Source organism: Bradyrhizobium sp. UFLA05-109, assembly GCF_054185165.1.
Map to the genome: position 1 here is coordinate 1 of NZ_JBBIAR010000064.1, position 20,409 is coordinate 20,409.

The window sequence follows — 20,409 nt, forward strand, 5'->3', positions numbered from 1 at the left end:
GCAGCGGAAGCGACGCAGGACAAGATCCTCTACGCAGCGGTACATTGAGGTGCGTGACGACAGGGCGGCTTCAAGGCCGCCGATCGTCGCCGCATGTCGAATGTGTCACACTGCAGCCGGCACGTCGCCGGCTGGTGCCAAGGATTGGAACGCAAGATAGGCAAGCACGACGATCAGCACCCATAATATGAGGCTGATGGGCATCGCAATCATAAGGCCACGGAAGAAGTCCATGATGGCCGCCTGAGTCACGGAGTTATCGGTCATCTTAGCCGTAGCCGTCATCTGCCTGGCAGTTCCATTCGGAGGTAGATCTGATAACCCTTTCGAGTGATCCGGGGCCATCGGCATTGGCAGCGGGATCAAGTGAATGTGCCAGCAACCTCGCTTTTACGATTGCGCCCTTACGTTGCGGCTCTTTGCAATCGGCGGTCAGGAACATGCCCCAGGTCTGGATGACGTATGATGAACTCGCGACGCTGTGCAATTGCGGTGCGGCGGAAGCCAAGCTCATGGTGCAACATCTGTCGCTTCGCCGTCGCAAGAGCAGCGACGGCGCGACACGCGTTAAGCTTAACCTCGCGCTGACGGCGCGGTTCTTCGCCAGCATTCGCGAGTCCGATTTCGATCTCGACGGTGCGATCGAGGCTTTGCGCGATACCCATCGGCAGATGGCCATGCTTCTGACGCCCGAAGAGAGCGAGAAACGCGGGGTGGCTTGAGGTGTCCTCCGTGGTCGAAACCCATCCCAAAGGATGACATGGTCGACGCCGCAGTGAGCGGACATGATGCCTTCGAATCAGGCATAAATCTGTTGCCGGAATTTCCTATTGCCGGGGGTGTTCAACCAGAACAGGGCGAAGCGCAATACGACCTGGAGGTTGGGGAGGATGTCATGCAGAAAGTCGCGTGTCTGGCGGGCGCAATACTCTTGGGCATGACAAGTTTGGTCGCGACGGCCACTGCCGAGGTGGTCAAGCTGACGGCCGAGCTCAAGGGCAGCAATGAGGTGCCGCCGAACAGCAGTTCCGGCTCCGGCAAGGCCGAGGCGACCTTTGATACCGACAGCAAGGTCCTGACCTATGCGGTCACCTATTCAGGTCTGACTGGGCCCGCGGTTGGCGCGCATTTCCATGGCCCGAGCGAGCCGGGCAAGAACGCCGGCATCGCGCTGCCATTCAAGTCCACCCAGAGCCCGATCCGAGGCACGGCCACGCTCTCTGACGCACAGGCCGCGGATCTGTTGGCAGGAAAGTGGTACGCCAACATCCACACCGCGGCGAATCCGGGCGGTGAGCTCCGCGGGCAGATGGCGAAGTAAATAGCCGCTCAGCACTCTGCGAAGGCCGCCAGACGCCAGCCGTTACGGCTCGTGTCTATTGCTGGCGACCAATCCCGAGCTCCCTCTGGAGCTGTGGGGTGAGGCCCATGGCGCCCTCGGTCCGCCCTTGGCCGGTTCCCACATTGCGCGTGCCCGTCGACGTCGAAGAGGACGTCGAAGACGACGTCGTAGGCGTCGTCGACGTGGGCGGCGAACCCGCCGGAGCGCCATATCCGCTACGGATTCCGTTCGACGAGGTGGTCTGAGCCCACGCGCTTCCACCGGCAATCAGCGAAGCAGCCACAAGCGCAATTACAATTCTGATCATGGGCGACGTTTCTCCTCAAAGTCCGCGGGAGAATAGGCCGGCGAGGCGTCATCCGGCAAGTCTACTACCGGCAAGTCCGCTACCGACCAAGTCTGCTGGCAACGTCGCCTTCGCCAGGCCGCAGAGTGCTGAATCAGGATCGCGGCCGCGGCAGAAACGCCAAAACGGTTTGCGCAATGCTGACGCCAACGACGCCGCCGGACGCCTTCTGGATGACGTCGAAGAATGCCGCATGCCGGTCGGGCCGCAGCGCTTGCAGGAGCTCGAGTGAAATGGCAACGCCGACCACCAGCAGGCAGGCCTGGGCGAAACGCCCGGGCAGCAGAAAGGCCAGCAGGAAGCCCAGGACGCCATAGGCACTGAAGCGTTCGATCACGACGACCCAATAGGCTTCGGCATGGCCGATCAACACCGGCCGCCCCGTCAGTGCGGCGAGCGTGGCGTAGACGATCAGCGCGAGGCAAATGCCCGTTGCGGCAATGAGCTTGTTCCGGGTCATGGGGCCATCTTTATAGCAATGATAGCCTTGCCTCAGAGGAAGTTCTGGACATCGTTAATATCCTGCTCTGCGGGGCACACGTCCTTGTGACCACGCTAACGGCAGCATACCGGAGCTGCTCGTCTCATGAGCAATTGGTGCTTCGTTTTCTCGGCTGCGATCTGCCAGACGGCGCAAACGCTAAAAATGGCCAGAACGTTAGCCAATGCAATCTGCGTTGCGAAGTCCGCGGCTGTGACCGTAGAATGTAACGGGGAGCCAGCGAAGGGTAAAAAACTCGAGGAGTTCCCCATGCGCGTGTTCGTTATTGCCTCGTCCGTGCTGCTCTTTCCCGTTGCAGCTCGCGCGCAAGAAAAAGTGCAGCAACCTAAAAATAGCGATCCCTGCATCTATACCATCGCGGGCAGGCAGTACGAGGTGCCGATCGGTATGAAGATTTGCTTCCGCTCGCCACCTCCGTATGGCGACCAGTACTCACTTCAGCAGTGTTTTCCGCCACTGAGCGAGTTTGCTCTGGTGAGGCGTGGTGATCCGCGTTGTGAGCGATATGAGGACCGGCAATAATTCTCCCCCGGAGCGTCCGTTCCGCCGTGACGATTGGACTACCGCTTACGTGGGCTATGTGTCGGCTGCATCAAAACTGGTTCAGGCGACCAGCACTGCTGCTGAATCGACAGAGGCCGGGCGACGTTCGTTGAGCAGGTCGATAAATTTGGCGAACGGCAATGGTGCGGCGACGAGGTAACCCTGGCCTTCCTCGACGCCGCAGGCGATCAGCGCGCGAACCTGCTCCTCGGTCTCAATGCCTTCGGCGACCACCGTCATGTGTAGCTCCCGCGCGAGTTCGACCAGCATCTCGACGATCGTCGTGGTCGATGCATCCACCGTGATCGTGTCGACGAAGAACTTATCGATCTTGATGGTGTTGGCGCCCAATCCCTTCAGTCGCGACAGGCCGCTGTGGCCGACGCCAACGTCGTCGATGGCGACGCGAAAGCCGTAGTCGCGTAGTTCCCGCACCACGGATGCGGCGCGCGCGAGGTCGTCGAGCTCGTCGCGTTCGGTTACCTCGACGACGATCTGTCGCGCCGAGACCTTTGCGGTCAGTACCGTGCTGCGCAGCGTGTCGACGAAGCCGGCGCTTAACAGGTGCTTTGGCACGACGTTGAGCGACAGCTTGAAGTCCTTGTCCTTCTTCAGGTGCGGCTGCAGCTCGGTGAGCGCGCTGCCCAGGATCTGCCAGGTCATCCCCTGGATGCGCCCGCTGGATTCGGCAAGCGGGATGAAATTCATCGGCGGCACCACCGAGCCGTCCTCGCGCAGCCAGCGCGCCAGGATCTCGCAACCTACGATCCGGCCTGTGAGCAGTTCAAAGATCGGCTGGAAATATGGCTTGAACTCGCCGCGCGCGAGCGCGCGGTCGAGATCCGCGACCGGTCCCTCCATGCGCCGCGTCCTGGACAACAGGATGCCGAAGAGCACACCAAGCGCGAGAGCGAGCGCCATCGCCTGCCAATAGACTTCCGAATTCCATGTCGATAGCACCGCGCGGTCGACGCGAATGGTGGTGCGAAGCGGATAGCGCGCCGAGCTCTTGTCGAAATCGGTCGCCTCGCGCAGCGCCTTGTCGGCGTCGAGCATGAACGCCCCTAACTTCTCGCCATTGCTCAGCGCGAGCAGCACCTCGCTGTGCGCGCGCAGCTCGGCCGGCATGATGTCGAAAAGGCTCGAATTGACGCCGAGGATCGCGACCAACCCTTTCCTGCGGTCGATGTCCCGGAGCACGCCGAGCGCGTCACCGCCGAACTGCTCGACGCGAAACAACAGCAGTCCCGCATCGCGTGACCCCAGCATGTCTGCGCGGTCGACCCAGCCCTTGTCGAATTCCAGCGTCTCCGAATAGGCCGAACAGATCACCGAACCGTCGGCATTGACGAGGCGGACGTCCTTGACCGCGGAGCGCTGGTAGACGTGGAGGCGGATCGCTTGGAGCGAGGCGGGGCTGCAATCGGCAAGTCCGCGGCCCGCGAGCTCGTCGAGGCTCGTGGCGGCAAGGTCGATCGCGAACTCGGAACGGCGCAGCACCACCTCGGTCAGTTCGTCGAGCTGGCGCGCCTGCTGATGGCGGATGAAGCTCGTCGCGGCAAGGTGGGCCGCCAGACCAAAGAGCAGCGTGCTCGCGAGCACGAGCGCAATGAGGGAAACGGGCGGCCGCGCTGGTTTCATCCGGTCGGCGAAAGGTTAAGAAAGGATGCCCCGGATCCTACCCTCCGAGGCGCTAAGATAAGGTTTAAGCCGTCCAGAGCCGGCCAACAGCCGAAGGTGGAGATCGCCCGAATAAAGCGCTGGTCCGGAGAATTCCGAAAACCTGCCCGTCGGCCTCAGCTCTTCTTGGCGGCCTTGGGCTTGAGCGACAGACCAAGTCGCAGCGCCATGCGCTTGACCGCATCGGGCGACCGTCCCAGCTGCTTGGCGGCCTCTTCCAACGTAATTGAAGACTTGGCTAGCTCCATTAACCGGCGGTCTTCCTTGAACGACCAGGGCTTGCGCGCCATGACGACAACGATCCTCTTAACGACAAAGCCGCCAAGCGACCCATGTTCGCTCGACGGCTTTGCTTGGGTGGGGCCGGGCCTTGGGGAAGCCCGGTGCGTAAGAGGGATAAGCTATTGACGAAAACTCGCAACAAAGACCGCGGATTAAGCTAACCGCTCAACCTTACTGCGATGAAATCGGCGCGCGTGGCACCGTACAACCACGGAGTTTGGCTGGCTGAGGCCGATCCGCGTGCGGTGATTCCTCGCTTTGGCTCGTCAGATCGCGACTGCGCCGCGTCATCTCTGCCTTAATGGATGAGCCTTCTGGTGCCACGCCCAGGCGGTACGAATGATTGTGGGCAGATCGGAATGGCGTGGCTCGAAGCCCAGAACGTTGCGAGCCGCGGAGGGATCGGCGACAAGATAAGTCGGGTCGCCCTGCCGCCGTGGCTTGACGACGTGGGGGACCTCCCGCCCTGTCTCCTGCTTGATTGCAATGAGAATCTGCCGCACCGAGAATCCTGCGCCAGTGCCGAGATTGAAGCTGCCGCCGGCATGCCCTTCGAGCAGCAGTTTCAGCGCAGCGACATGCGCGGCCGCAAGATCGGTGACGTGGATATAGTCGCGGATCGCGGTGCCGTCGGGCGTCTCGTAGTCGTCGCCGAAGACGGCGAAGTCGCCGACATGTCCCTGCAGCGCCATCATGGCGCGCGGGATGAGATGCGTCTCGTTGTCGCGCAGTTCGCCGATGCCACCGGCGGGATCAGCGCCGCTGGCATTGAAATAGCGCAGGCAAAATGCGCCGAAGCCATACGCCGTGCGATAGTCCGCGAGCATGCGCTCGATCATCGATTTCGATGCGCCGTAAGGATTGATCGGCGCGCAGAGGAAATTCTCCGGCAGCGCCTTGCTATCGGCATTGCCGTAGACCGCACCGGTGGATGAGAACACGATGCGATGGCAGCCGGCATTGCGCATGGCGTTGAGCAGCGACAGCGTGCCCTGCACGTTGTTGATGTAGTACTTCTGTGGATCGGCGACGGATTCGCCAACCAGACTCGCGGCCGCAAAATGCATCACCGCGGACACCTCGTGTTCGGCGAAGACACGGGCGAGCGTAGCTTCATCCAGCAGATCGCCGGTCACAAGCCGGCCCGACACGAAACTCCGATGGCCAGTAGAGAGATTGTCATAGACGACGGGTCGATAGCCGGCCGCAACGAGCGCGCGGCAGGCGTGCGAACCGATGTAACCGGCGCCTCCCGTAACGAGGACAGTCGGTCGGTTGGTCATGTCGTCTCCGCGGCTTGGCAGGGGGAAGAACCAGCAGTCTGAATCGAGCCATTGATAGTGCGCACAGGCCGCGCTGGTCAAATCTGTCCTGGCTATTAGCCTTAACCCTCGCTGATTGACAGCGTATGAGCTTCGTTACACCTGCCTGATGACGCTGAAGCGATAACCGGCTAAATTGACCAGATGTTCCGGACCGCGGGGCGGCGATTGATGGCGCATAGATTAGTTCATTGTGGCGTGATCGTGCTGGCGACCTTCGCCGGCGGCGGAGAGGGTTTCGCGGGCGATGAGCCCGCATCGGCGGAAGCATCAACGCCGGGCGCACCCACACCGGCCGAAGTTGCGGATGCCGAGAGTGCTCCATCGCCGGACAGCCTGATGTCCCGCGAGGACTGGAAGCGCCGTATCATTGAGGCGCGCAGGCGGTCGGATCAGGCGAGATTGGACTGGAAGCTGCAAGCGCCACTGCGGGCGGCGATCCCGCCCGATCCGCCGGAGAAAATCGCGACCGAGCGTGTCCTCAATGATGATACGCTGCAGCCGGGCGACATCGTTTCGACCGACAAGGGCCTTCTGCAATTTCGGGGCTGGGCCGGGGTGGACGGGCAGACCGCGCAATTCGTCCCCGTCGCGCCGCGCTGATCAAGTCTTTGAACGCACGCTGGAGTTGAGGCGCGTCCATCAGCCGAGGCCGATACGTGCCTGCTGATAACCGCCATCGAGGATGGCCTGCCACCATTTCCGGTTCTCGCAGTACCAGCGGACCGTCTTGTCCAAGCCGCTTTCAAAATTCTCCTCGGCGCGCCAGCCAAGTTCGCGTTCAAGCTTTGAAGCGTCGATGGCGTAGCGGCGGTCGTGGCCCGGCCTGTCCTTGACGAAGGAGATCAGGCTGCGCCGCGACCCCGCATTTGCAGGCACGATCTCGTCCAGGAGTTCGCAGACCTTCTCGACGACGTGCAGGTTGGTCCGCTCGTTGCGGCCGCCGACATTGTAGGTCTCGCCGACCACGCCGCGCTCCAGCACGAGCGTCAGTGCCTTGGCATGGTCCTCGACGTACAGCCAATCGCGGACGTTCTGGCCATCGCCATAGACCGGCAGAGGCTCGCCCGCGAGCCCCTTGATGATCATGTGTGGGATCAGCTTCTCGGGGAAGTGATAGGGACCATAGTTGTTCGAGCAGTTCGTCACCATGGTCGGAAGCTCGTAGGTCTCGCGCCAGGCACGCACTAGATGATCCGAGGACGCCTTGCTGGCGGAGTAGGGCGAGTTCGGCGCATAGGCGGTCTCTTCCGAGAACAGCCCCTCGGCACCGAGCGTACCGAAGACCTCGTCGGTCGAGATGTGGAGGAAACGAAAGCGGTCGCGCCGTTCTGCCGACAACGTTCGCCAATAGCGCAGCGCCTCCTGTAACAACGTGAACGTGCCCACGATGTTGGTCTGGATGAACTCGCCGGGGCCGTCGATGGAGCGGTCCACATGGCTCTCGGCGGCGAGATTCATCACCGCATCGGGCTGATACTTTTCGAAGAGCTTTCGCAGCGAGGGCCCTTCGCAGATGCATTGCTTTTCGAACGCGTAATGCGGGTTGTCGTCCGCGCCGGGAAGCGACTCGGGATTGGCGGCATAAGTCAGCTTGTCCAGGTTGACGACGCGCGCGTGCGTGTCGCGTAGCAAATGACGGACGACGGCCGATCCGATGAAGCCCGCACCACCGGTGACGAAAATTGTGGATCCTTTGAACCGCATGATGCAATCACCCCAATGTCGGCAATCAGGCGCGGAACGAGCGCGCGACAGATTTCAAATACTCGCCGTAGCTGCTCTTGGAAGTCCGCTCGGCCACCTGGTTGAATGCCTCGAGCGAGATATACCCGCGTCTTAGCGCGATTTCCTCGGGGCAGGCAATGCGAAGTCCCTGCCGTTGCTCGAGGATCTGCACGAAATGGCTGGCCTCGACCAGAGAGGCGTGCGTGCCCGTGTCGAGCCATGCAAATCCGCGGCCCAACACTTCCACGAACAGATCGCCGCGCTCGAGATAAGCCTTGTTGACGTCCGTGATCTCAATCTCGCCCCGGCCCGAGGGCTTCACATTGGCCGCGATATCGAGGACGTCATTGTCGTAGAAATAAAGTCCGGTGACCGCCACATCCGACTTCGGCTGCTTCGGCTTTTCTTCGATCGACAGCGCGCGGCCGGACTTGTCGAGTTCGATCACCCCATATTGTTCAGGCGTGTTGACAACGTAGCCGAACACGGTCGCCCCGCTCTTGCGGGCAGAGGCCTTCGCCAGCATTTCCGGAAGGCCATGCCCGTAGAAGATGTTGTCGCCTAAGACCAGCGCCACGGAGTCATCGCCCACGAAATTCCGGCCGACAATGAATGCATCGGCAAGGCCGCGAGGGGTCTCTTGCGTGGCGTAGGAAAACTTCAGGCCCAGCTCAGAGCCATCGCTAAGCAGCCGCTGAAACAGCGGCTTGTCGGCAGGCGTGGAAATGATCAGGATTTCGCGGATTCCGGCGAGCATCAGCGTCGACAGCGGATAATAGATCATCGGCTTGTCAAAGACTGGAAGCAATTGCTTCGAAACGACGGTCGTCACCGGGTACAGGCGTGAGCCGGTTCCGCCGGCGAGTATGATACCTTTCATAGTCCCTCGCAGATTTACCAACCATAAACTAGCAGATGGTGTGCGGTGCACAAGTTTGATATAGATTCGACGTAAATGTCAGGGCGTACAACCACAGATGCACGTAATTGCGACAGAATTGCCGGAAGTTCTCATTGTCGAACCCAAATTGTTCGGCGACCAGCGAGGTTTCTTTCTCGAGACGTATCAGGCGAGCCGTTATGCGGAGAGCGGCATCGTCCGCCCCTTCGTGCAGGATAATCTGTCGCGGTCGAGCTACGGCGTGCTCCGCGGCCTGCATTTGCAGAATCCAATGACGCAAGGCAAGCTCGTGACGGTTCTGCGGGGGCGCGTGCTTGACGTTGCCGTTGATGTTCGTGTCGGCAGCCCAACGTTCGGCCGGCATGTCGCCGTCGAGCTGAACGACGAAAACCGCAGGCAGCTCTGGGTTCCTCGCGGCTTTGCCCATGGCTTTGCCGTTCTCTCCGAGACGGTGGATTTCTTCTATAAATGCGACAACGGCTACAGCCCCAAGGATGAGATCTCGGTGCGTTGGGACGATCCGGCGATCGGGATCGATTGGAAGATTTCAAATCCGTCACTCTCCGCGAAGGATGCGGCCGCGCCTCTGCTGGCTGATGTCGAGAATCTTCCTCTCTACGGACAGGTCTGATGCGAATTCTGCTGACGGGAACTGCGGGGCAGGTCGGGAGCGCGTTACTTCCCTTGCTTCAGACATGGGCCACGGTCGTCACACCTGCGCGCGAAGAGTTCGATCTGTCGAGGCCTGGTGAGCTCGCAGCCAAGCTCGATGATTTGAAACCCGATCTGATCGTGAATCCGGCCGCCTACACGGCGGTCGACAAGGCGGAAGATGAGCCGGAGCTTGCGCGTCGGATCAATTCTGAGGCCCCGGCCTTCATCGCGCAGTGGGCCGCGCGCCATCATGTTCCGCTGATCCATTTCTCGACGGACTACGTCTTCAATGGCTCCGGCAGTGTGCCTTGGCGGGAGGACAGCGCCACGGGGCCGCTATCGGTCTATGGTGCGAGTAAGCTCGCCGGCGATACGGCCATTGCGGCTTCCGGTGCGCCTCATTTGATTGTTCGCACGTCTTGGGTCTACGCGGCGAGCGGCGCGAACTTTCTCAAGACGATCGCGCGACTGGCGAAGGAGCGCAAAGAGCTTCGCATCGTCGCAGACCAGATCGGTGCGCCAACCTCGGCAAAGGCAATCGCCGATGTCGTGGCGAATATCATTCCCAGAGACCGGTCCGGCATGGACTCCGTATTTGAACGACGAAAAGGTGTCGTCAACGTCGTGTGTGCGGGCGAAACAAGCTGGCATGGGTTCGCCGCGGCGATCGTTGCCGGACTGAAAGCGCGCGGTGTCGACCTGCTGGTCGAGACCATCAATCCGATTTGCACGGATGAGTTTCCGGTCAAGGCAAAACGACCGGCCAACTCTCGTCTCAGTCTCGAGCGTCTGCGCCGGGATTTTGGCTTGGAGACGCCGACATGGCAGTGCGCCCTCGAGCGCGAGCTGGACATCATGATAGCTAGCGCCGGCTAGCGTGCCGACGCGGTGCGCCCTTCGGGCGGCATGAGCTGAGATTTTCCCCGCCTGCAAATTTGTGTCGGACGCTGGCAAGCGTTCGCTGTGAACTGTCAGCGAGAACACTGGGAAAGCGCGCGACTGAGTCTCCGGTCCGCGTAGAGCTGCCGCCAACCAGGTGCTGGACGCGGCCGAGCAGCTCTCCTCGCAACCACGAGAAGTCGCTGAAGTGCCAGAAGCCGAAGGCAAGTGCAGCGGCCTTCACACTCTCGGGCCCCGTCAGCAGTCGTTTGCGCACGAGCCACAGCCGCCAGAGCCGTAGATTGCGGTGCAGCTCATGCCTCGGTAGCGCTGGACCGCTGGCGACATGGCGCGGCGCTGATTGCGATGGCAGGCTGGGTCTACTTCATCACACTGCTGTTGGTGAAGCTGTTCCTGTGGTGCCTCGATTCAAGAGAGTGATCTCCGATGCGCAGGTGCGCGGAAGGAAGTTGCGTCTCAGCGCGTGCTTACGATGACACCCTTCGACCAGGCGATGTCGTGTCGACAGATAAGGGCTCTTCCTTTTCCGCGGAAGGTCTGGTCCGGACGGCGAGACGGCCGAGTTCGTCCCGATTGCACCGCGCTGGATGCGCGCATGAGTTCTCTCGTCGTCTTTGCTTGCGTCGGATCGCGACAACCGATGCGCACCGAATCAGTTCCCGCGACAAATCAGACTGAACGTCAAATAATTGTGCGCAACCGCGTATTGCTGTCATCTCCGAAAAATCACGTTGCATTCGTTATGCGAGACAACTCGCGTCACGAGATCGTCGAATTCGTTCTGCTATGTCTTGCGCGAACAACAACGCGAAGATCGACATGCTGCAGAGAGCTCTAACGGCGTTGCCGCTTGCAAAGATCAGAGAGCGGGCATTTGAGGGCGCATTTTTTAGCGTGACGCTGATTGCGATGGCAGGCTGGGTCTATTTCATCACGCTGCTGTTGGTGAAGCTGGTCTTCTGGTTCCTCGGTTGATGAGGATCAAAGTTCGCTTCGCGAGCACAATGCTGCCCAAAAATTCTCGAGCCTGACAAGAAATTCAGCTGCGTTCATCATTATGTCGTCACAACTGGACGATGAGAATGGTACCAATGAACAGGTTATCCGGGGAGATCGAAACGTTCCGCAAATGGAAAGACTGCGATGGCGCCCGTCCTGATCCTCCTCTTGATCTTCTTCGCTGGCTTCGGTCTTGGATACGCTGCGCGCGCGTGGCGGTCTCACAAGCGCTATGAGCGCTACCGGCTTTACGCCGTCTATCGTGCCTCCGTCCCGCGGCCGGCCGCACCGCTCGCCCGGCCCAGACGAGCGTTTTGATGAATTGCAGCCGAAGCGCGATCTGGGTGCGCTCATCGCGAGTATGACAGCGATGTGCGCAAGCGGGGCCGTTCCGTGCCATCCACTTACAGGTGAGGGTGAGCTGCAGGCAAAGGTCGTGACCGTCGGGGGTAACCATATCTGGTTAGGTTAAGTCTTGCTGGCCGTTGTTCGGTTGGCACTCGGTAGCTAGGCTGCGCACGGATTTTGCAAGGAAATGATTGCCGTTCGTGTTGCGTTGACTGGGGTCTTAGCTGATGATCTGGCTGATTGCTCTGGTCGTGCCCTTGGTGGGTGCTCCCCTTTTTGTCAGGGCCTATGGTCGACGCCTGGGCGCGTTGACCGGTCCTTGGATCGCGAAAGAGAGGGGGCGCGATGGTTAGCTTGAGGAACAACGCCCCACGCCGATATTTCGTTGACGAGGTGGGGCGACGCGTTTTGATCGGCCTCACGCATGAGGAGACGTTCGAATTCGAGCGGCTGGACGGGCAGGCGACCCTCCATCGGGAGGATAGCCAGGCTCCGTATGATGGAAATGGCCTGTGGGTGGCCGACGGCGAGGAGCGCTGGCTGGAGCTCTACGCCAAGCACGAAGGCGCCTGGAAGGCCTGGATGGCGCAAAGCCGCGCTGAGTAGGGCGAAAGCTTTAGCCTTTATTAACTATGCCGGACCCATTTTCTGGTCTGGCGCTTCAAACCGGAAATGCACGCATGTTCCAGCTGTTCTTGCGGGCTCGCACCCACTCTCTCCTACGAGACCGCTTTCGCGCTGAGACGGAATTTCGCGCGCGCTCGGCTGAGCGCGATGCGGAAACCGACCGCGCGCGCATCGAAGCCATCATGGATGCGATCGAGACCGCCCTGCATGCCGCAGAGAGTGAGCAATCAGGCCTGAACCGCCGCGTCGAGGACGTCCTCGCACGCGCCGCGGTGACCATCGGCAATGGCGATGATGAGTACCTCGAGCGCGAGGCGCTGGACAATCACCATCAGGACCTGTTTGACAAGGAAATTCAGAACGGTCAGCGCAGGCTCAAGGAGCTCTCCACGTCAATTGCGCATTTCAAATTCTTGAAGGCCGCGATGCTGAGCCGGTTTCCGGAGTACAGGCACTCGAACAGCAGCAACTAGGCACTGATAGGCAAGTTGCACCAGTACTCTCATATGACACATCGATTGTGTCGACGCTTTCTTCGCATTCGGTTGAATGTTGACGATGGTGCCCGTGTCCAGCTCGCGGCCTGATTCAGGAAGCGAATCGATGATGGTGTCCTTTTGGGTGAGGAGATTTCTTGAGCTGGGCCAAGCGTAGGGAAACGGATCGTTCGGAGCGCTGCAATTTAGCACCGATCAACCGCGGTGGATCGCCGGCTGCATTAAGCTTGAGCAGTTCCGCTTCCTGATCTTTGGTCCAACGCGTACTCTTGTTGCGCGCCATCGCGCTGCCTTCGGCAGATTACGTGCAAATGAATTAAGCCCGTGCTGCTCACGAAGTTCCGCTCGACGCTGGGCCTACCGCATGGCTAGGCGATGTTGCGCAGGATCTACTTGAGTTGGGGGCCGAGTCGATCGTCCACAGCCCGAATCCTCGCAGTCTATTGCCTTGAGCGGCCGAGGCAATGGGCAACAAAAGCCTCGTAGGACGCGAGTTACAGCGGTTAGAACTCGTCGATCCACTGCCGTAAAAAATGATCCAATAGGATATAGCTGGCGAAAGTAAACGCCATGCACACGACGAACGCGCAGGAAAGAGATTGAATTGCGATCACGACACTACTCCTCAAACTGTGAGGCTAGGTGATCGCTATTAATTCTCGCCTAAGCGAACGCGCGAGGCTTGCGGCATCCAGAGGCTGTGCAGCGCTCGATTCCTGGGGTTTCTCAGTACGTCAGCACTTGCTCCGGATAGGCCGGATTGGCGTAGCGGACGTAGGTGCGGACCGGACCGTAATAATAGTGCGGCTCGTCTCTCGTGCGCGGATCAAAGGCATAGGAGTAAGCCTGCTCGAGCGACCGATGTCGGACGCGCGCCACGATCGGACAACCGCACCGCGGACCGCAATAGGGATTGGGACCGCGGTCAATATACGGCACCGTTGCGGCGTGCCGTGTGACCGGAGGCACGGCGTAGTCGGCGGCAAATGAGGGTGCCGCGGACGCGACGGTCAGGCTCGAAGCGAGCGCGAGAAAGGCGAGAGATGATCGCATGGTGTGCTCCCCAAGGTGTTCCAATCTTAGACGGTCCTATCGAGACGAGCAATACGTTCTCCCGAAAGCAGTCGTGCAGTCCCCGAGCGTGCTGCACCGGGTGAATGGCTGGCTAGCGATGTAGCGCTGTCAAAAACGTGGGGGCGATCGTCTGAATCGCCTCTTCCAAGAACGCTTTGCCTCGGTTGGACGCGCGGCGATAAGCCGATACGACTGCGGCTTTCTGGTCCGGTTGACGCGTCAGCATCAGGCGCACGTCGCCTTGCACCAATTCCCTCAGATCGGGGTCTGCAAGGGCATCGAAACGGGTAGCAGTGTCCAGCCGGACCGGCATCAGCTCGGCTTCGTTCGGGGCTGTGAAGTAGGCCATCCGGAGCGCTTCGACGGTCGCCGGGCCGTTCGGATCGCGTTGCGCCTCGAGCAATGCCAGGGCAAGCCAAAGTTCTGCGTCGTAGGGGACCCTTGAAAGAGCGTTCGTGAGCTGCGATCGGGCGGTATCGTTTTCACCGCTAGCGCCGGTTGCAGATTGGCCATGCTGGATGGCCTGAAAGGCCAGGTTGAGTGCCTGACTGTTCCGGACGCCGGAATCAAAGAGGGCGAGGAGGCCGGCCCAACTCGGCATCGAAGGAGAGGGCGCCATCGCTTGTTGCGGGTCGCGGGGAAATTTGGGGCGTTCAGAGACAATCATCCCGGCGAGAGGCGATGCGAGTCCATAGGCGCCGATGAACAAAGCGAGGCCAGTCAGAGCGGCGCGGATGGTGTTCGACGAGTTCATTCAATTCTCTGGCGAGCAGCCTTGGCCATGCTGCTCGCGTCAAAGCGCAAGCAGGTTATCGTGCTGAATGGTCAACAGTGTCAAATTGCCGGTTGCATAGGCGCCGGTATCGATGTTGGCTCGGTTGGAGCGGATATCTGGCTGTTGGACCGGGGTATGACCATGAACTATATACTTGCCGAAATTGTCGTCACTCAGGAGAAACTCCTCGCGGATCCATAGCAGGTCGCTTTCTTCCTGCTTTGCCAGCGGCACACCCGGACGTACGCCGGCGTGGACGAAAAAAAAGTCGCCGCACACGAAGCGTGGTCGGAGTCCTTGAAAGAACTTCATTTGATGCGGCGGAATGGTCTGTGCCAGTTGTTGAATCAGTTCCGCCTGCTCGGCCGGATCAGGGTTGAGCGACGGTCTCAGTCCATAGGATGTCAGCGTTTGGAGCCCGCCAAATTGCCGCCACTCATTCAGGCGGGCGGGGTCCTGCAGGACCTCGAGCAGAAACGCCTCGTGATTGCCCCTCAAGAACACAGACTCGTGCTTCAGGCCGCGTTCGATCAGGAGCTCGATCGTCCGATTGGAGTCCGGACCGCGGTCGATATAGTCGCCAAGAAAAACGTGGATCGCCCGCCGCGAGCCGATCGTGGTGAGGTCACGGTCGATCACGGTAAACATCTGCTGAAGAAGATCGGCGCATCCGTGGACGTCGCTGATCGCATAGATGCGCAGTCCGTCCGGCAGCTTCGGCTTGCGTAGCTTGGATTTTGATCGCGACGATCTTAGCATTTACCGAACTTGATGGCCCTTGCAGCGCTCTGGTGTCAACGCCCGAACAACACCGATGTAAACGAACATAGTAAACGCAATCGCAAAATCGTGCCCAGCTTTTGTCTCTATTTGACTGACCAAAAGCCGCAGAATCTCAAACCGTTACGGGTAGCTTCCTAGCCAATCAGCGTACGGGGAGCAACCAAATGCGCAAGATTTCAAACCTGGCCGTGTTGGCTGTCGTAACCGCTGTTAACTGGTTTGGCCCGGCCGAGGCGGGGCTTTTGGGGATGCCGATGGGCCTCCAATCCGCAATCCAGCGCATCAAGCTCGATACGCCTACCTTGCCGCCGATGGCATACACGCAATTTTGCCTGCACTATCGGGACGAGTGCCGCACGAGGCCGGTCTTTCGGGGCGGCTCCGTCAAGCTTACCGAGCAGCGATGGGCCGATCTCAAGGAAGTCAATCAGACCGTCAATCGTGACATCGCACCGGAGCGAAATGAACTCGGGTTGGCCGGCGAAAAATGGCTGATCAATCCGGCGCGGGGCGATTGCAACGACTACGCGGTCAGCAAGCGGCATGAACTGCTGGCGCGAGGATGGCCGTCGCGCGCGCTGCTGTTGAGTGAGGTCGTTGTGAATTCGGGCGAGCATCACCTCATTCTCGTCGTCCGCACAACGAGCGGAGATCTGGTGCTCGACAACATGACGCAGGTCATCAAGCCGTGGTCGCGCGTTCCCTATCGATGGGTTCGGATGCAGATGCCGAATTCCAAGCTTTGGGCAACCATTGCGGCCAGCCGGGTCTAAGCTCGACCGGCCTAGACACTGCTGGTTCGTCCCGTGCATTGCGCGATGCCGAGCCCGACCATGACCGCGAGAATGATTTGCACGACGGGCGTTAGAAGACCGGGGCCAACAAAGCTTGCACACAGGGCGCAAAGCACGCCGGCTGCAGCCAGTGACGCGAAGAAGGAATCTCGCCCCCGACCGACAGCGCCTCGCAAATTGAAGAAGAAGAGCTGAAGTGCAAGCGCGGCAAGAACGAGCAACGCCGGCCGTCCCCATTCAATCACGATGGAGATGGCGGCTGATGGCGGCATGACGGGTCCGCTGGTGCCGAAATCGCTGTAAACGCGCGAAATCTCCGCGAAGCTGCCGACGCCGTTTCCGACCCATGGTGGGCCCGACAAGGCTCGTTGGGCAACTGCCAACGATTCATCTGAGGATTCGGCGAGCCCGAGCAGATCCGTCGAGGCGCCAGACCGGGCTAGTCCCGCTCCGGTCGCGGCGATCAGGGTGAGCGCGAGAATCCTCGCCAGCCAGGGGCGAAGGCCCAGTCGGCGCACTACTGCTACACATAGCATCAGCGCAAATCCCAGCCCCGCCAGGCTGAGAAGCTGCCTCTGCCCAAGAGCCACGATCGCTCCAACCGAAACCGCAATGCCACAAACACCGAGAAGCATCTGCAACAGACGCGTAGCCGAAACAGGAAAGATCGTTTCGGAGTGATTGAGATGGCGCTCCACGGCCATGGCGACTACGGCTCCGTTGGCCAAGGCGGCGAGCAAGGCAGTCAACGCGACCATGCCGCTTGTCGCTGCCAGCTGGTCGGCTCGTCCCAGAAAAAAGGAGAGCGCAACGAGTGTCGCAGCCGCCGTCAAGACCAGCAGAATCAGCTCGGCCCGGCGTCGATCTTTGGTAACTAGAACGGTGGCAACGATCACCGCGAAGATGGCCAGATACCAAACCAGGCTGTGCAATGTGGCGCCGGGATCGATGCTGATGTGCCCTGACAGCGCGGGCTCGTTCAATGCGATTGCCGCGCTCGACCAGATGGGGTTTGCAAGCGAGGAAACGGGAGAGGGGATGATCTGCCCGATCATCCAGATGATCGGAACAAGAATCGCCAGGGCGAGCCGTTTCAGGGTTTGCCTTGCCAACGCGATTTCGGGCGAGGGCGCAAACATAGCAGCGAATGCCAGCGTGAGAGCGATTAGGGGGAAAATCGCAGACTGCACGTAGCCGTCATCGGCTATGACGGCTGCCGGAGCCGTGGCCAACAGCGCGACCAGCAAATAAGAGGCGATGGGCAAGGGAGGCTTTTTGATGCGCGAGTGGTTGCCGGCCAGAGAAGGCCCGATCTGAGCACGAGTATCGCATGTGAACTGCGCGTCGCCAAACGCTATCGGGCGGCTGGAAGGTAGCCACTCCCATGCGATGTTAGCGAGCCAAGGGCACTGGTCCGCCGAGCGCTATCGCCGTTGATCGAGGGATGCTCTCTTGTAGAGGAGCGCTACGGAGGCTTTGCGCGCAGGCTGCGCAAATCGCGCGAGCAGCGTGCCCTGTGCGACAAGACCAAACGCGTAACCGAGCTGCGGTGCGAACCCAACCAAAAGGCTATAGCCGAAGGCGGCCGCGATGCTCGTCCCGAGGCTGAGCTCGATCGCGATGGCAGCAATCATTGCGAGCAGGCAGAACGGGAACAGAATCCAGACGCGAAAGGCCCACGCGAGGACTGCACCAACAAGAAACAAGAATATGGCCGCCGGGATCATAAATGTGTCTCCGGCGACCACCCTTTCACCCAAATTCCTAAGGAACCGTCAATCGTTCCCTGCGCTGCCGTGCAGGGTTAGCGAGCGGGACAGTTCGTGGTTAGCGCTTTCATTGCTGTGGCAAGACCCTTGATGGGGATGACGCCGCGGATCGGGGCGGGTTTAGCGTCGATCTCAACGGAAAGTTGGGGCGAATTCTGCCACTCATGGACCGCAAGGTCGGATGCAGGCTGTGGCAGCAACAGGGCTTCGCCGGCCTGGACGACGGTTGCTTCAAATTCGCTTCGGCTGCCGGTTGCGCTCAGCACCACCTTGGGACGGTCGCCGCGCGACCTGCGTTCCAGAGTCACCAGAATGACTTCGACGCCTTTTTGACCGCATTGAAGGTTCAGACCGGCAAGGCGCAGGTCTGACTGTGAGGAATCTGCCACATGCATGACCGAGACAGCGTCGGTTCCTCCGGACGGATTTTTGGTGCGGACGAGCTGCCATCCCCCCTCGAGCGCAGTGATGCGGCTGGCGCTCGTAAGCTGCTCGGAGGCTTGTCGGTCGCATAGCCGTTGCTGATCCGCGCTCGCGCCTGAGATGCACCCTTTCAGCGGAGGATTTGCCGGTTCGGACCGGGCAGATCCTGCGAGCAACAGCGCGAGCAACGGAACGAAACTTAAGCCCTTCATGAGTCGCAGTAGCGCCCAAATGGAATGCAAACAAGCCTTGACTGATCGGTTGATGGTTTGGCAGTAGTTGATTCAATCATAAGAAGTTTATTCATTGCAGCACACAATTTTATTGCAATGCAATATTTTTAATGGTTCTCTCGTCCGGCTTCGATTTACCGTCGGCGCATTGTGGAGGTGATTTTGATCCCTCAAAATCCAATTCCGGCCGTCTCCGCTGAACATGCGGCAGGAGATCAGCCGGAGTCAGACCTTCAGGTCGTCGCCAGACGGTCCGGGCTTCGCATCAAGATTCCTTACTTTGCGCTCCAGCACCTGCTGGCGTCTGTCGACGCTGCGGTGATCATGCTCGCCAGTGTATTCGGAGGAGGGCTGTACCAGATCATTGCGTACGGCGATCTCAATCACGTCGAGCCGGTTCTCGGCGCAGGACCGGTGGCGGCCTTGCTCTACGTTCTTCTCGGGCATTCGACCGGGTTTTATGACCTGCGCGAGGCGCTGGCGAAAAAGAGAGGGGATGTCGGACGAATCTTCGCGCAGTGGTCGTTGGTTGGCCTGTTGCTGGCGCTGCTTGCGTTTCTGATGAAAAGCGGAGCGTCGTTCTCCCGCGGATCCGTCATCTGTTTTGGCGGTCTCGCGCTTGTGCTGCTCGTGATGTGCCGTCGGCTGGCGAAGCGGCTTGTGTCCGTGATGGTTGCGGAGGGGCAGGTCCAGGGGCGGCGCGCGATCTTGTTGGGCACGCGCGAGGAACTGGCGTCGCTCGGGACAGAAGAGCTGTTGGAGCAGTACGGCCTCAGCGAGCTGGAACGCGTTATTTTCTCCAGCCAGAGCAATGGCGGATTCGCCATGACGGCCGATGAATCGTCCTCGCTTGAGCGAGCCCTTGCGGTTGCGCGCGACTGGGGTGTTGACGAGATCGTGCTCGCGTTCCCGTGGAGCGATACCCGAAAGATCGAGCTCGTGCGCGACGGCTTGAGGATTTCGCCGCTTCCGGTCCAATTGTTGCCGGACCGACGCATTCGCTCGTTGGCTGGGAATCCGGCGTATCGCCTGCAGAACTCGCTGTCGGTGGAGATTCAGCGCGGGCCGCTGACGCGCACGGAGCAGCTAACCAAACGTGCACTCGACATCATGGGAGCTTCCATCGGTCTGATCCTGCTTGCGCCGTTGATGCTGCTGAGCGCACTCGCGATCAAGTTCGATTCACGAGGGCCCGTGCTGTTCCGCCAGCGACGAAACGGCTTTAATGTGAAGCAGTTCCCGATCTTCAAGTTCCGTACCATGACCGTGATGGAGGACGGTGCCACCGTCGTGCAGGCTCAGCGCTTCGATTCGCGGGTCACCAGGGTCGGGCGGATCCTCCGTCGCACGAGTATCGATGAGGTTCCGCAGCTCGTGAACGTGCTGCGAGGAGAAATGTCCTTGGTGGGTCCGCGGCCGCACGCGCTGGCGCATGACAGCCACTTCGGCCAACTGTTATCGGACTATGCGTTTCGGCATCACGTCAAGCCCGGCATTACAGGGTGGGCTCAGGTCAAGGGATACCGGGGCGAGACCGCGCGGGTCGAGCAGATGAAAGGCCGGGTGGATTGCGATCTTTGGTACATCAACAATTGGAGCCTGGGGCTGGATCTCAAGATCCTTTTGCTCACCTGCCTCGAACTTGTGCGCCGCAATAACGCCTATTAGGCGGCGTCTGCTTAACATATCATCAGTGGCTGTAGCCGTCTCGCAACAACGGCAGGTTATCATCGTCTGGATGGGGCTGAGTTCGTTGACTCTGTTGGAGAAACGATCGAGTTTGCGGGGGCAGAATTGAAGGGGACTCGTGTGGCGCGGGGTATTTGGCTTGGGGGGGTATTGGCGGTAACTCTGCTATCGGCAGGGTGCTCGATCATGCCGATGTCG

General features: G+C 60.2%; 25 protein-coding genes and 1 pseudogene. 12 read left to right on the plus strand and 14 right to left on the minus strand.

What is annotated here, in order from left to right; translation table 11 throughout:
* Positions 1-105: 105 nt before the first annotated feature.
* Positions 106-285: a hypothetical protein gene (locus Q3C01_RS34635; RefSeq protein ID WP_458149754.1), complete on the minus strand. Its 180-nt coding sequence runs from the start codon at positions 283-285 to the stop codon at positions 106-108.
* Between the two features lie 155 nt (positions 286-440).
* Between Q3C01_RS34635 and Q3C01_RS34640 the strand changes: the two genes are divergently transcribed.
* From Q3C01_RS34640 to Q3C01_RS34650, 3 genes are all read left to right on the plus strand, one after another.
* A complete protein-coding gene (locus tag Q3C01_RS34640; RefSeq protein ID WP_458149755.1) occupies positions 441-722 on the plus strand; it encodes a hypothetical protein in 282 nt (93 codons plus the stop codon).
* Positions 723-895: 173 nt separating this feature from the next.
* On the plus strand, positions 896-1,321 hold the full coding sequence (locus Q3C01_RS34645) for a CHRD domain-containing protein (protein ID WP_458149804.1): 426 nt from the start codon (positions 896-898) through the stop codon (positions 1,319-1,321).
* A 107-nt stretch (positions 1,322-1,428) separates the two neighbouring features.
* Positions 1,429-1,587 (plus strand): hypothetical protein, encoded by a 159-nt coding sequence (locus tag Q3C01_RS34650; RefSeq protein WP_458149756.1) that lies wholly within the window; start codon positions 1,429-1,431, stop codon positions 1,585-1,587.
* Positions 1,588-1,782: 195 nt separating this feature from the next.
* On the opposite strand, the gene Q3C01_RS34655 is transcribed toward Q3C01_RS34650, so the two are convergent.
* Positions 1,783-2,148 carry a VanZ family protein gene (locus tag Q3C01_RS34655; protein WP_458149757.1) on the minus strand — a complete coding sequence of 122 codons (366 nt, stop codon included), beginning with the start codon at positions 2,146-2,148 and terminating at the stop codon, positions 1,783-1,785.
* A gap of 291 nt (positions 2,149-2,439) precedes the next feature.
* On the opposite strand from Q3C01_RS34655, the gene Q3C01_RS34660 reads away from it, so the two are divergent.
* Complete coding sequence (locus Q3C01_RS34660) at positions 2,440-2,712, plus strand: hypothetical protein (RefSeq protein ID WP_458149758.1); 273 nt, start codon at positions 2,440-2,442, stop codon at positions 2,710-2,712.
* Positions 2,713-2,793: 81 nt separating this feature from the next.
* On the opposite strand, the gene Q3C01_RS34665 is transcribed toward Q3C01_RS34660, so the two are convergent.
* The 3 genes from Q3C01_RS34665 to galE form a co-directional block, all read right to left on the minus strand.
* A complete protein-coding gene (locus Q3C01_RS34665) occupies positions 2,794-4,374 on the minus strand; it encodes an EAL domain-containing protein (protein ID WP_458149759.1) in 1,581 nt (526 codons plus the stop codon).
* Positions 4,375-4,529: 155 nt separating this feature from the next.
* Positions 4,530-4,703, minus strand: a complete 174-nt coding sequence (locus tag Q3C01_RS34670; protein WP_198031824.1) for a hypothetical protein — start codon at positions 4,701-4,703, stop codon at positions 4,530-4,532.
* Between the two features lie 279 nt (positions 4,704-4,982).
* Positions 4,983-5,978, minus strand: coding sequence for a UDP-glucose 4-epimerase GalE (gene galE, locus Q3C01_RS34675; RefSeq protein ID WP_458149760.1), 996 nt, complete (start codon positions 5,976-5,978; stop codon positions 4,983-4,985).
* A gap of 210 nt (positions 5,979-6,188) precedes the next feature.
* On the opposite strand from galE, the gene Q3C01_RS34680 reads away from it, so the two are divergent.
* Entirely contained in the window at positions 6,189-6,620 is a 432-nt protein-coding gene (locus tag Q3C01_RS34680; protein WP_458149761.1) for a hypothetical protein, read from the plus strand.
* 39 nt (positions 6,621-6,659) lie between these two features.
* Here the strand turns inward: Q3C01_RS34680 and rfbB are convergent, their stop codons facing one another.
* Positions 6,660-7,724 carry a dTDP-glucose 4,6-dehydratase gene (gene rfbB, locus Q3C01_RS34685; RefSeq protein WP_458149762.1) on the minus strand — a complete coding sequence of 355 codons (1,065 nt, stop codon included), beginning with the start codon at positions 7,722-7,724 and terminating at the stop codon, positions 6,660-6,662.
* A 25-nt stretch (positions 7,725-7,749) separates the two neighbouring features.
* A complete protein-coding gene (gene rfbA, locus Q3C01_RS34690; RefSeq protein ID WP_458149805.1) occupies positions 7,750-8,625 on the minus strand; it encodes a glucose-1-phosphate thymidylyltransferase RfbA in 876 nt (291 codons plus the stop codon).
* A 97-nt stretch (positions 8,626-8,722) separates the two neighbouring features.
* On the opposite strand from rfbA, the gene rfbC reads away from it, so the two are divergent.
* On the plus strand, positions 8,723-9,277 hold the full coding sequence (gene rfbC / locus Q3C01_RS34695; protein WP_458149763.1) for a dTDP-4-dehydrorhamnose 3,5-epimerase: 555 nt from the start codon (positions 8,723-8,725) through the stop codon (positions 9,275-9,277).
* Positions 9,277-10,176: a dTDP-4-dehydrorhamnose reductase gene (rfbD, locus tag Q3C01_RS34700; protein WP_458149764.1), complete on the plus strand. Its 900-nt coding sequence runs from the start codon at positions 9,277-9,279 to the stop codon at positions 10,174-10,176. Before rfbC ends, rfbD begins: the two co-directional genes overlap by 1 nt.
* A gap of 196 nt (positions 10,177-10,372) precedes the next feature.
* On the opposite strand, the pseudogene Q3C01_RS34705 reads toward rfbD, so the two are convergent.
* Positions 10,373-10,518 (minus strand): annotated as a pseudogene (locus tag Q3C01_RS34705) (helix-turn-helix transcriptional regulator); the annotation flags it as partial.
* A 501-nt stretch (positions 10,519-11,019) separates the two neighbouring features.
* Here Q3C01_RS34705 and Q3C01_RS34710 point away from each other — a divergent pair.
* From Q3C01_RS34710 to Q3C01_RS34720, 3 genes are all read left to right on the plus strand, one after another.
* Positions 11,020-11,175, plus strand: coding sequence for a hypothetical protein (locus Q3C01_RS34710; protein ID WP_458149765.1), 156 nt, complete (start codon positions 11,020-11,022; stop codon positions 11,173-11,175).
* A gap of 717 nt (positions 11,176-11,892) precedes the next feature.
* Positions 11,893-12,153 carry a hypothetical protein gene (locus Q3C01_RS34715; protein WP_458149766.1) on the plus strand — a complete coding sequence of 87 codons (261 nt, stop codon included), beginning with the start codon at positions 11,893-11,895 and terminating at the stop codon, positions 12,151-12,153.
* Between the two features lie 74 nt (positions 12,154-12,227).
* The gene (locus tag Q3C01_RS34720) at positions 12,228-12,647 is read left to right on the plus strand and encodes a hypothetical protein (RefSeq protein WP_458149767.1); all 420 of its coding nucleotides are present in this window, start codon (positions 12,228-12,230) and stop codon (positions 12,645-12,647) included.
* Positions 12,648-13,397: 750 nt separating this feature from the next.
* On the opposite strand, the gene Q3C01_RS34725 is transcribed toward Q3C01_RS34720, so the two are convergent.
* The 3 genes from Q3C01_RS34725 to Q3C01_RS34735 form a co-directional block, all read right to left on the minus strand.
* The gene (locus tag Q3C01_RS34725; RefSeq protein WP_458149768.1) at positions 13,398-13,724 is read right to left on the minus strand and encodes a hypothetical protein; all 327 of its coding nucleotides are present in this window, start codon (positions 13,722-13,724) and stop codon (positions 13,398-13,400) included.
* A 112-nt stretch (positions 13,725-13,836) separates the two neighbouring features.
* On the minus strand, positions 13,837-14,499 hold the full coding sequence (locus Q3C01_RS34730; RefSeq protein ID WP_458149769.1) for a hypothetical protein: 663 nt from the start codon (positions 14,497-14,499) through the stop codon (positions 13,837-13,839).
* A 39-nt stretch (positions 14,500-14,538) separates the two neighbouring features.
* Positions 14,539-15,279, minus strand: a complete 741-nt coding sequence (locus tag Q3C01_RS34735; protein ID WP_458149770.1) for a metallophosphoesterase family protein — start codon at positions 15,277-15,279, stop codon at positions 14,539-14,541.
* A gap of 188 nt (positions 15,280-15,467) precedes the next feature.
* Here Q3C01_RS34735 and Q3C01_RS34740 point away from each other — a divergent pair, with 188 nt between their 5' ends.
* Entirely contained in the window at positions 15,468-16,076 is a 609-nt protein-coding gene (locus tag Q3C01_RS34740; protein WP_458149771.1) for a transglutaminase-like cysteine peptidase, read from the plus strand.
* A gap of 11 nt (positions 16,077-16,087) precedes the next feature.
* On the opposite strand, the gene Q3C01_RS34745 is transcribed toward Q3C01_RS34740, so the two are convergent.
* The 3 genes from Q3C01_RS34745 to Q3C01_RS34755 all read right to left on the minus strand — a co-directional run bounded on the left by Q3C01_RS34745 (position 16,088) and on the right by Q3C01_RS34755 (position 18,501).
* On the minus strand, positions 16,088-17,344 hold the full coding sequence (locus tag Q3C01_RS34745) for a hypothetical protein (RefSeq protein WP_458149772.1): 1,257 nt from the start codon (positions 17,342-17,344) through the stop codon (positions 16,088-16,090).
* A 177-nt stretch (positions 17,345-17,521) separates the two neighbouring features.
* Entirely contained in the window at positions 17,522-17,824 is a 303-nt protein-coding gene (locus Q3C01_RS34750) for a hypothetical protein (RefSeq protein WP_458149773.1), read from the minus strand.
* A 77-nt stretch (positions 17,825-17,901) separates the two neighbouring features.
* A complete protein-coding gene (locus Q3C01_RS34755) occupies positions 17,902-18,501 on the minus strand; it encodes a hypothetical protein (protein WP_458149774.1) in 600 nt (199 codons plus the stop codon).
* A 183-nt stretch (positions 18,502-18,684) separates the two neighbouring features.
* On the opposite strand from Q3C01_RS34755, the gene Q3C01_RS34760 reads away from it, so the two are divergent.
* Entirely contained in the window at positions 18,685-20,190 is a 1,506-nt protein-coding gene (locus tag Q3C01_RS34760; protein WP_458149775.1) for an undecaprenyl-phosphate glucose phosphotransferase, read from the plus strand.
* Positions 20,191-20,409 lie beyond the last annotated feature (219 nt).